6 protein-coding genes are annotated in these 12,264 nt (G+C 58.1%); all 6 read right to left on the bottom strand.

Annotated elements, in window-relative coordinates:
* The coding region (locus MHX52_RS09525) for a hypothetical protein (protein WP_239317961.1) at positions 1-695 on the bottom strand (695 nt) is incomplete at its 3' end.
* 4 nt (positions 696-699) lie between these two features.
* Positions 700-2,814, bottom strand: coding sequence for a hypothetical protein (locus tag MHX52_RS09520; RefSeq protein ID WP_239317959.1), 2,115 nt, complete (start codon positions 2,812-2,814; stop codon positions 700-702).
* 12 nt (positions 2,815-2,826) lie between these two features.
* A complete protein-coding gene (locus MHX52_RS09515; protein ID WP_239317957.1) occupies positions 2,827-4,191 on the bottom strand; it encodes a hypothetical protein in 1,365 nt (454 codons plus the stop codon).
* Positions 4,184-5,158 carry a hypothetical protein gene (locus MHX52_RS09510; RefSeq protein ID WP_239317956.1) on the bottom strand — a complete coding sequence of 325 codons (975 nt, stop codon included), beginning with the start codon at positions 5,156-5,158 and terminating at the stop codon, positions 4,184-4,186. Before MHX52_RS09510 ends, MHX52_RS09515 begins: the two co-directional genes overlap by 8 nt.
* 25 nt (positions 5,159-5,183) lie before the next feature.
* A complete protein-coding gene (locus MHX52_RS09505) occupies positions 5,184-5,765 on the bottom strand; it encodes a hypothetical protein (RefSeq protein ID WP_239317954.1) in 582 nt (193 codons plus the stop codon).
* 154 nt (positions 5,766-5,919) lie between these two features.
* Positions 5,920-12,213 carry a phage tail tape measure protein gene (locus MHX52_RS10400; protein WP_304504287.1) on the bottom strand — a complete coding sequence of 2,098 codons (6,294 nt, stop codon included), beginning with the start codon at positions 12,211-12,213 and terminating at the stop codon, positions 5,920-5,922.
* Positions 12,214-12,264: the final 51 nt, after the last annotated feature.

The raw sequence follows: 12,264 nt of genomic DNA, 5'->3' as shown, positions 1-12,264 counted from the left end.
CCCCTAGGGTTGGCGGCGCTGCCGCCGCGCGCTCGGTGCGCAGTCACCCACCTAAACCCGTCCATAGCGGGAAGATTCTTTGCGTTACTTCGATAGAACACAGCCTCAAGCGCGCCATAGGCAATCGCCTGCTTGATGCGCTCAAAGTCCCCACCACCGTGCACATCCCCGGCCTCCTCGCCTACCTTAAAGGCTGCCCATTCCGGGGCAGCGCTTACGGGGCCGCCCTGTGCGGACTCGCTACCCTTCAGTGCGCCGCCGTTCGTGTCCGATGCTACGTCCACGCCGTCTACCCACATTCGCGCACGGTAGCCGTACCAGTCTTTGCTTGCGCACACCATCACTACGGGGGTAGGTGAGGTTACGCCGGACTTTTGTAGTGTCATTGTCGCACGGTTGGACTTGATCGCCGCCCGCACAGTGCCGCTTGTGTTGCTTAGGGTAACCCCGCCGATAGTGACTGTTTTGCCTGTGGGAACCATCGCCGCGGCTGTCCAGCTAACCCCCAGTTCCGGTGCCGTGACGCTAGTCGCGCCCTCCCAGGTAGTGAAGCCTAGGTAGTCGAAATAGCCCTTCAGCACGTCGGTTTTCTTACGACGCTGCCACACTAGCGACGTGCCCGCATACACGGCGGACACAGGCGCACCGCCTACATAGATTTCTTTAACCCCGCTGTTTCCAATACTGATAGGCATGGCGCTACTCCTTCACGAATGTGATCACGTTGGACGCCGTGCCGGACGATGGGGCGGACGATGCTACACGTAGCTCAAAATCACCCTTGGTTAAGTACGTATCCATCATCTTTGTCAGAGAGCCACTCATGGAATCCACATACCCCTTCGTCGCCGCGTGTCTGGTACTCGTGGGGGCGGCAACCTGTGTACGCCCGGAACTATCGCGGGACACCAAAGTGTTAGCCGTTGCTGCGCTCGTGTGACTATTAGGCGCGTTCGTGATGTCCGCCAGAGTGTGCTTGTGTGTAGCGTCGGCCTTATCCCGTACAGCCCCGTCCACATACGCTTTATTAGCTGCGTGATGCTGGTCTGTCACAGCTACGGTCTGAATCCAAATCGACCCGTCCGTACCTGTCTTCACCAGCTGGTTTTCCGACCCCCGGCGGGTAATCTTGTTTGCCTCGGTACCTACCGCGTTCTGCCACAACCTATCCATCTTCGAGAGGCCCGCGCGGGCCTCCAAATCAGGGGACAGTGGGGTCAGCATAATGTCGCCCACCATCAGCTGCGCGTTACGCTCACTACCGCGAGAGTGGTTCGGATACCACCGGCCAATCACCAACTTCGATGCCGACGGCCTAAAACGGATCACCGTTTCCCACAGTGTCCACTCCGTCGGCACCTCCGCATCACCAATGAAATAACTAGCGTCGCTCACGCCAATAGTGCCGGACTCCACACTCAAAGACTGCGTGCCCAGATCGCCATGTTTCCGCACCTCAAGATAGGTTTTCTGCCCCGGCTTATCCGACTTAATCCACACCGCGAAATAGTAGGGCACGCCGGGCGTGACGCGGAATGCGCGCTCGTCAAAAACAGTGTTTTTCGTCAGCGTGTAGTAGGTACCCGGCGGGACGTTACCGTCCACCACCTTCTCAATCCCGGACACAGCCGCCCATGATTGCCTGTCCCCCTCAAACGGGATAATCGACCCAGACAGCGGGGACACCACACGCGGTTCGTCAGACGTGCCACCCAGATCGCCGGACAGCTTAATGGAGCCGTATTCGGTAGTGGTTGCTCTGGCTGCGTCGCCGGGTGCGCCCTTCTCACCACGCGGACCAGTCAGGCTAGGGCTAGTTTTGCCGTTCACTGTCAGCCGGTCGCCGTTCCACGACGTAGAGGACGCGATAGTAGCCGCCCGGTCAGCGTCAGCCTTAGCGGCCTTCGCGGAGTTGCCCGCCTCCGTCACGGACGTAGCCGCCTTACCAGCATCAGCCTTCGCCGCACTCGCACTACCAGCTGCCGCGGTCGCGGACTTACCCGCAGCGTCGGCAGCCCCCTTAGCCGCGTCAGCACTGCCCTTCGCGCCACTAGCAGACGAACCAGCACTATCGGCGCTGGACTTCGCGCGGTCAGCCTCCTTCTTCGCAGATGTGGCGGAATCCCGGGCGCTTTTAGCATCAGCCTTCGCGGCACTAGCGGAGTTCGCCGCGGTTTCAGCGTTATCCTGCGTGGCCTGCGCGCTCGCCGTGGCCTGCTCACTAGCCGTTTTAGCGGAATTAGCGAAACTAGAGGCATCGGAACGCGACTTATCAGCCGCCTTCGCAGAACCATCAGCGGCGGTAGCGGACTTGCTAGCGTTATCGGCAGCGGTCTTAGCCGCGCTTGCCGACCCGGCAGCAGCCGTAGCAGACTTACCGGCATTCGTCGCGGACGTAGCGGCCTTACCAGCCTCCGTCTTAGCGGCCTTCGCGGAATCACCCGCAGCCGACACAGACGCCCGCGCCTCATCTAGCCACGCGCCGAAATCCCGACGCAGCTCATCCAGCGCGTCACGCTCCAGATCGCCCGCAGACTCCGCTGCGCGAATACACGCCTCCAAGCTGGCCGTGCCCGATTCCGGGACGATCAGCTCCACCGACTCGCCCGGCAGGCCACTAGACACGGCCACCAGCACGCACGCACCAGGCAGCAGCTCTAGATCGACCTTGCCGTCGAACACGGGTTTACGGTCGTTTGTGGTCATCAGCCAGCCGCCAGATACTGGGCGCGCCGTCTTCGAGCGCACCCACACCTCCGTAAAAGCCTCAGCCGTACCGGTAATAATTTTCAGATCACCCTGAACACGGGTCATTTTCAAGCTCCCTTAGCTCCCCAGAATGTACTCATTCGGCATAGTCATCAACGTCACACGATCAACACCCACCAGGGCGGAGGGTAAATACGACCACGACCGCCCCTCCGTAGCCGCGACCAGCTGGAACTTCATCTCCGTTCCGCCATCAGCGCCCAGAGCCTTGCCGTTGCCGTAAAACACCACCACCGCACCCTCCCAATCACCAAGCGCCGTAATCGTCACACCACGCTGCAGATCATCAGTTTCAATCTTGAACCTCTTGTCAGGCGTGATATAGGCACCTTTCATCCAGGCACCACGCGTAGCGATGGCGAGCTTCGGGCGCACACGATCCTCACGCACCTTAGCTAAAGCGAGGTCTTCCTGCGCCTTAATCGCAGCCGCATTAGCCTCCGTAGCCAGCCGGTTAGCCTCGGCCAGCTCGTCCTGCTGCTTGTCGACTTTCTCCTGCAGCTCCCAGCGCTTAGTGTTCGCCGCAATATACGCCGGGATTAGTCCCTGGTCAGCAGCGCCGCCTTCGTCATTCTCTTGCAGTTGCTTATTCAGGCGCTGCAGGTCAGCCATCACAGTAGGGATCGTCGCCCCACCACCAGACAAGGCTTCCGCCAGCTTCTTAGCCTTGCCGTCAGCGTCATCAGCCGTCGCCTGCGCAGCAACTGCCTTATCGTCAGCCTCTTTCGCAGCATCACCAGCAGCCTTGGCCTTTGAATCAGCAGCTACAGCCTTACCATCAGCCACACGAGCAGACTCACCAGCAGCATCAGCAGCAGACTGCGCCGCCACCACACGCTCCGACAACCCCGCCAAATCACGCCGATCCTCAACCAACACCCGATGAATCGTCGCATTAGCAGCGAGTAGCGCATCCTCATCAGACACCAACTGACCACCCACATGCACACGCCAATCCACAACCGAATGATCAGACACAATCGGCTCAATCCGCGTCACACGCATAGGCACAACCATCCCCCAAATCTCCACGTCGACCAGATCGCCAACATGAAAATCCTGCAGGGGAACCCAGTCGCCCAGACCAGCAAGGGTAATATCGGATTCCAGGAAGAATTCGCCTGATGTGCGCTTAGCGGCCTCGTCTAGAACCTGCTCCACATCAGACGCAGGGGCGGGCGCGCCCTTAGCTGTGATGTCCACATCGGCGCGCACAAAACGCCGAAACATGCCCCCAACGCGCTTCTCGCTATTCAGCGCTGCGACATAGCCCAACTCGTTACCCGGCGCAGACGGGGTGAAAATACCATCCATCTCCGCACCCTCAGGCAGAGTGATGCTCACCTTGCCGAAAGCCGTCGAGGCCAGCGACCGCAGCACAGTCACCTGCGGGGACTCCGCAATCAAATACGGCCTACGCATTAGCGACCTCCTTCACGGTCAGCACAACCATCGCATGAGGAAAAGACCTATACGAGAGGGTGCGTTTCGACTTACCCTGCGACGGAGAAATATCCACCTCATCCGGCTTCATCGTCGATTTCGCCTGATTCCAGCACCGCACCGGAGGATCACCCGGCCACCACACACGAGCACCCAGGATCACGCCGGCGTTCTTCGCCTGCGCCGCCACCGTCTCCCACAGGAATCCATCCCGCGCCTCCAGCGAGATCACCGGCGAATTATCAACCTCCGGGACTTCCACCACTTGATAGGGGTCGTCGACCCAGCGGGTGCCGTCAGGATCGGACTGTGACATCATCGCCGCGTCTAGCGACTCCTGCGCAAGTCGCCTAATCACGAACCCAGCCTGGCCGTTCTTCCACGTAAAATACGTCTTAGTAGACAACTCAATCTTCGCCCATTTACGAGGAGTCTTGAACGGGATACCTGACAGATCGGTCTTGGCCTCGTAGGGTCGTGCTGTCCACCACGCGGACGGCCACGACGCAGCCGGGATCGTATGCCACACATCCATACAGCTAAGAGCATGAACCGTCACCGTCGACGGGACACCGTCACTATCAGGATCATCCGCCGTGCAATGCGTGATAGTCCCACCACGACGCACCACACCACCATCGCCAGGGAACGCAGCCAACAGCATGTAATCCCCCTCGGCCACGGGCAGGCGACCGGACGGGTCAAAGTCGCGGATCGAATCAGTTACCAGCAGCTCGGCGACCCGCGTAACCGCACCAGCCTCATCACGCGCAGGGAACGACAACGCCAGGTCTGCCGACTCCATCCACTGATCAGGGGTCTGAGAGTCGATAGGGGCAGGGAGCGTGAACAGCGGGTTGCCGTCAGCGTCTCCAATCCCGTACCAGCGCCCCTGCGTCGCCACTACGTAGTCCACGGTTTTGCGCCATTTATCCCAATCGGTCATGCATATCCTCCCCTATCTTGTTGTTCTATGCCCATGGGTCGGCCACCATCAACCACCACTCCAAACGAGCACCAGCAGGCAACACCCACGTTCCAGACTTGCCAGGTGGCACACCCTCCGAAACCGCACCATCCAAACGCAGCTTCAACGGCTTAAGATCAACCGTCGTGCGCTCCTCCACGCTAGGAAGCGTGAAAACAGCACCAGACGGGCAAGTAACCCGCCCGCCATTGCCCTCATAAACAATCCGGGGGTATATGAGGGTATCCCCGGCATTCGTCACAGTGACGCTTCCCCGCCCGGTCTGCACATCAGTACGCGCCATCCCATCACGACACACCACCGGAACCTTCAACGTCTCCTGAGTGCGCCGGGACATATCCACCGGCACGCCAGGCAGTGCGCCATCCACCACCAAATCAAACACCAGAGTGTTCAGCGGGTGGTCGCCCTCAATCTCAATCATGCAGGGGTTATCCCACGTCGCCCGCGACCAACCACGACGAAGGCGCGCATACACCTCCGCCAGCTCGTCACCAGTCTCCGCCTGCAAATAAAATTCCAGCTCGGTCTGGATCGCCCCAAACCGGCTCCTCCCGGGCAGCACACCAGCACCACCAGGAACCGCCAGATCAGAGCGCGAAACGTTAGCTTTGAGTGTCTCTAGCGCAGCATATGGGGATAGAACCGGCGAGGTCGCCGGGGTGCCGGTCAACCTAAACCGATCCCCCAGACTCGTCCTCAGATAAACATCCAGCACGCTAGATCAACTCCTTCCGACGGACAGCCACATCAGACGCGGACACAACCGTACGAACACGAACATTCGAACCGCTGGTCACGCGCTTCAGCAACTCATCGACCTCATCAGCCGTGTACACATTCTCACCACTCATATGGATCGTGTACTCAGCCTTAACCTGCTCACGCACGCCCGAATACTTCGGATCGAGCTTCCAATCCACACCAAACTTGCCCGCAGCATCAGCATTTGCCTTCGCCGCACGCAGGTAATCACCACGGATCTTCTCATTGCCCTTAGCGAAAGCATCCGCAGAGTGATCAAGCGATTTCACCGCATATTCGAGACCCTTGATGGTCTCTTCAAGCGGGGTGACCTTCTCGTATAGGTCGATCTCGGATCGGAAATCCTCAACCTCACGAGCCTGGTCACGGATCGAATCCTTGGCCTCGTAGATCGGCTTCAGCGACTCGTTGACCTTAAGCGCGGTCTCCGCCTCCACCAGGCGGGGCAGCTGCGAGCGGATAACGTCCATCGGGTCGCCATCACGCCACGCAACCGCACCCATCTGGGAAAACAGCTTCTGCATGTCCACATCATCCAGCTTGATACCGGACTCAGCCAGGACAGCATCCAAAGCCTTCTGCAACGTCTCACGACGTGCGAGCTGGCCGCGATACTCGTTAGCGAAACTGCCCTTCGCGTTAAGGCCATAGCCCCAGCGCCCCAGAACATTATCCTTCAGCGCCTTATCAGCCTCGAACAGTTCCACCAGCAGCTTCGATGCCTGCGCGCCGCCCTGCGCCTCCACCAGATCAACGCCGGCCACCTTCGCGGACATGCGGATCAACCGCTCCTGCGCAACCAACAAATCCTGCTGGTTCCGAGCGTTCTCACGAGTAGCCTTAGCCAGCGCGGCCTCAGCCTGGATCTGCTCCACGCGCGCCTGCAACTCGCCACGGAGAGCCTGCGCACGCGCCTGCTCATAACGGAACAGGGCAGAAATCGCAGTATCAGACCACTGTTCGAGCACGCCCTTAGCCTCCAAAGCTGCCCAGGACAGGTACGTATCCCAATCCTCATGCAACCCCATCAGCTTCAGCTGCGCCTCGACAGCGCCCTTGCGGATCTCCTCATCCAGCTCCATACGAGCACGAGCCACAGCAAGCTCACCCTCCACAGCGGCGATTAGTCGATCCTGCTGGGCAACACGCAGTTTAAACTCCGCGTCACGCTGAGCGTTCGCACTACGCACCAACTCCTGCTGCAGCTTCGCAGCATTATGCTGCAACTCCACCACAAGCTTCGAGTAGGCGGCGATAGCCTCCCACGAATCAGCGACAGCCTGCCTAGAAGCCAACTGCACCTTATAGATCCGCTCCACCAGATCCTTGATCATGTCCACAAAGAACGTGACCAGGTCGATGCCGGTTTTAAGGTACTCAATAGCCATGCCAGCGGAAATACCAGCGGGGCCAGTCAGCGCAGCCATGCCCGCCAGCTGGTGCGCAACACCACCCAGGCCATTATCGGAAGCGAGCTTCGCGGCGCTACGGAAAGCGTCATCCAGGCCAGGAAGCAGATCATGCAGAGGAATATCTAGAGCCTGGATAGATTCGGCGCGCGCCTTAGCCAGCTCAGCCTCAGCCTTCGCCACATCCTCCGTAGACTTCTTCACATCCTCGGCGCGCTTCTTCTCCGCCTCAGACTGCTTCTTCTGGCTCTCCTTGCGGATCTTCGCTAGATTCTTCTCAGCCTTAGCGATCTTGTCCGGCTTGCCACCCTTGCGGGCATCAGCCAGCGCCTTCTCAGCCTCCTTGATCTTCTCGGCGGATTCCTTCTTAGCATCCTTGGCCGCGGTTGCCGCTTCGCCCTTATCGGACTTCACGCTGCCGAGCGCCTTACGCGCCTCGGCCAGCGCCTTCTCCTTATCAGCGATGCTCGCCACACGGGAGGCCTGCGCCTCACGCGCATCAAGCAGCCGCTTCTCGGAGGACAGCAACTTCTCCGTGATCTTCGGGATAGACTCGCCTCCGAGCATGCCGACGATCTCCCCGAAATGCCCCGCCAAAGACCTGGCGATAATACCCTCACGGGTAGCGGGATCGGCGACCTTAGCCATGTGCTTCTCGAAAGCGTCGACCTGCTTGGCCTGCACCATCGCCCAATCCTTGATAGCGGGCACGAGCTTGCCTAGCTCCACGAAACCGCGAGCCAGAACACCCCACTGGTGGTTAGCGAAAACAGGTTCAGGTTTACCGGACTTGTTGACGGCCACATCGCCGTGCTTCATCCAGCCACCACGGTCATACAGCTTCGCGCTCATCAAGTTAGCCAGATCGACGATACCGCCAGAGGCATAGCCACCCTTACGGTTATACGCAGCAGGCAACGACCCATAGCGACGAACCGCATAGTTCATCGACGCACGAATGTTCGCCTCAGGATCCCAAATATCATCGTAACCAGGATCCTTATACGCCTGGAAAGTGGGATCAATAACCTGCATCAAACCCTTAGACGGGGTGCCCTTCGCAGCATTGGAATCCCAATTATTGATACTGCGCGGATTACCGCTAGATTCCTGATTCATTCGACGCAGGACAGTATCCGCCAAATCCGGAGAATGCCCCTTAGCCTTCAGAATCTTCACAACCAGGCCACGCCACTGCTCAACGCCAGCGCCCACCTTCCCGTGGTAAGCACCAGAAGCGTCAGATGCGAAAGGCAGCTTCGATTTCACGAAATCCCACGCAGTGTTAACCAGCTTCTCAAAACCCTTGAGCGGGAATTGACCGATAATACCGGGGAACTTGGGGATCTTTTCCTTAATCGGCTTAAGAACTCGATCCCAAATTTTCTTGACCTTATCGCCAACCCAATCGACAGCTCCTGAGAAAGCGTCAGCAGCCATACCGAGCAGGCCACCGCGCCCACCGCCAGACAATGGCGCAGGCGCAGCCACGTGCACGTGGTTACGGTGGCCATTCATCGTGGCAGCACCATACAGGCCGAAGCCATCGCCGACGTTGCGCCCGTTCTTCACGTTGGCGTTAAACGGGGAGTGGATCAACTCGAGAAGGTCACGTCCGTAGTTAGCGGCGAAATAGCCAGCGGCAGCGCGCATCTGCGGGGTTGAGTCATGGCCATTGGAAAAGTCGACCGCCTTACCCGAGCCGTGGTGGCCAGGGTCTCCAGGCCTGAACGTTGACGTAATGGTCATCATCGGGAACTTGTTTCGCACGATCCCCACGATGGAGTCAATGATGCCGCCGTTAGCGAACCCGCCGAGGTACTTCTTCACGCCCTGCGCGCCACCCATGCGGGCAGCAGCGTTCACGCCGTCCACCCAATCCTCACCGAGGACGCGGGTTGCCTCCGGTCGGATAACCGCCTCGCCACCAGACAATCCAATAGTCATGCCCGTCCGAGGCTCGATAAAGGTGTATGGGTCGCGGCCAGGGGTGTAGCCAGGAAGGATACCGCCACGGGCGAACTTGTGCTCCGGCAACTCGGGTAGGGAAACTAGCTTGCCGATGGAGTTCCAGGCTTTGCGGATACCATTGTTGTAAACGGTATTGACCACAAACTCAATCGGCTTTTTGGTTAATTCCTTGATTCTATTCCAGGTTTTACCAATGGCATCGACTGTTTTGTCAAACCAGCCTTTCAAAGTGTCTAGCGCATTCTGTAGACCCTTGAAAGCCTTTTTGACCACGTTATCCGCTACCCACTGGATGCCTTTACCCAGGTTATCCCACGCGGGCTTGATGACGCGCTCCCAAGCAAATTTGAAAGCGTCGCCAACAAGAGAAATGCCGCGCTTGATGTTTCCAAAAGTGGGGGAAATGAGTTTATCCCAAACCCACTTAACGAAATTACCGAAAGCCTCAAACACCGGGCGAATAATCGAATTGTAAATAATCGAAATACGCCCGCCGGTTTGTCCAAATTGATCAGCAATCCAATTAAATACCGGCTTCAGTGCATTCTCCCACAGCCACGTAGCCGCGACAGACAGTGCATCCCAAACGGGCTTGATGACGTTCTCCCACGTCCAGGCGATCCCAGCGCCCATAGCCTGGAAAGCTTCTCCGATCAGCTTAAACGTCGGCTGCAGGACATTCTCCCACAACCACGTAGCCGCAGCAGATAGGGCATCCCACGCAACCTTGATGACAGTCTCCCACTGCGAGAAAATATTCCCCGCAGTAGCCGTAAACGCATCGGAAATAAAACCAAAGACGGGTTGCAGAATAGTCTCCCACAACCACGTAGCAGCATCAGAAAAAGCCTGGAAAACAGGCTGAATATAAGATGTCCACGCATTAGAAATAGCGTTAGTCAGATTATCCCAGCCAATCTGAATAAGCTGCCACGCCAGAGAAGCCTTTTCACCAATCCAATCAAAAACCGGCGCGAAAGTATCTTTCAGCCACTGCCACGCAGTGGAAAAAGCATCCATCAGAGATTGCCAAATCTCGCGCCCCTTTTCAGTCTTAGTGAAAAAGACCGCCAACCCAGCCACTACCGCAGCAATAGCCGTCACAATCAAGAAAATCGGATTGGCATCCATCACCAAGTTCAATGCAGCCTGCGCCGCAGTCTGAGCCTTAGTGACAGCGGTCAAACTAGTAAACCACTTCAGCAGACCACCAGCAGCCATGACAGCCTGCGCAACAGCCGCAATCTTCGCCTGAATAGCCAGCAGACCATACGCAGCAGCCAGAGTGCCGACCACGGCAGCCAGCGGCTTAATCCACGCCTCGTTCTTCTGCACCCACTCGCCGAAATCCTTAAGCGCAGGGACGAGCTTGTCGACCACCCACGAGGACAGGCCAGCCATAGCATTAGAGGCGAACTCCAGCGCCGGAACCATCAGATTGAACACGGCAGTCGCCACCGGCTCAATAGCCAGCATCGCCTTCAGCTTGAACTGATCCCACTTCTCAGCGAAATCCGCCGTCTCCTCAGCCACACCACCAATAGTGTCACCAGACGCGCCAATCGAGTCCATGAAATCGTCATACTCAAACTTGCCGGACTGCACCGCAGCCACAAACCCAGCGCCACCACGCGCGCCGAAAATGCTATTAGCTAGGTCAATAGCCTCAGCATCCTTACCAGCCCTGGTTAGGTCATCAATCTGCTGGATAGTGCCCCACAGCGCCTCCTGAGGATCCTTGCCCTCCTTAGCGAAAGTGGACAGTGCCCTAGTCATCGACCCCAGCGTCTTCTCGGAGTCCAAACCAGCCTTATCCAAAGCGCCCAGCAGACCGGCGGACTCATTCAGACCGAAACCGAACTGCTGCAACGCTGGGCCAGACTTACTGAGGTTGTCCGTGATCTCAGTGATAGACCGGCCAGTCGCCTGCGAAATACGGAACAAATCATCCATCGCAGCAGGCGCAGCCTCACCCTCGATACCGAACTGCTGCAGCGCGCCCGTGACCTTGTTAATGTCAGCGTCGATACCCATGCCCTGCAACTGCTGGAACTGGGTAGTCAGCTTTTCCAGAGGCTCGCCGGTCACGCCCAAGCGCGTATTCAGGTCAGCGAGAGTGGAGCCGATCTCGGCAATATCCCCACCAACACCAATCGAATTCTGCGCAACATTACGCAGAGACTGCTGTAGCCCCTCAAAAGCCGCACCAGACGCACCAGTACCCACACGGATCGTGTCGTAAGCATCATCAAAGGACGCGCCCAGATCATACGCGGCCTTCCCCAGGCCACCTAGCGCGCCGATCGCAGCGCCAACACCAACCGCAATCTTGCCGATGGACTCCTTAAAGCTCTTAGCCTTCTCGTCACCATCGCCAAGAGCGTCAGTAGTCTTATCGATCCCCTTGGCCGCGTCTTCCTGTGCCTTCTTCAGCTTGCCGGAGGTCTCGGACAGGTCTTTCTGCTGATCTTCATACTTCTGCGCAGCGGCCTTAGCGTCGCCCTCAGCGGTCGCTAGATCAGTGGTGGCTTTGAGCACACGACCTTTGGCCTTTTCGACCTTCGCTAGCTCAGCGGTTCCGGAGTTACCGTCAGCTACAGCCTTCTGGTACTTCTCCTCCGCAGCCTGCAACTCCAAGGTCACAGCCTTCAAGTCTTGCTTCTTCTGCTCCTGCTTCGCCGTCGCAGCCTCAGAATCCCTAGCAAACTTAGCCAACTTCGACTCAGAAGCCTTAACCTGCCGCTCAAGGTTCGATACAGCGCTATCCAGCTCGCCGGTAATCGACTTACCAGCGCGCTTGCCAGCTTCCTTCGCAGGCTTCTCTAGGCGATCTGCGAACGCCTTGCTCATGCCCTTGAACACGGGCATGACAGGAACTGAAACAAAACCTAAATCGGCCATGACAACCTCTCACAACAT

It is taken from the genome of Corynebacterium sp. ACRQJ (assembly GCF_022346045.1).
Classification (GTDB): domain Bacteria; phylum Actinomycetota; class Actinomycetes; order Mycobacteriales; family Mycobacteriaceae; genus Corynebacterium; species Corynebacterium evansiae.
This window is presented reverse-complemented; position numbering and strand designations above follow the sequence as displayed.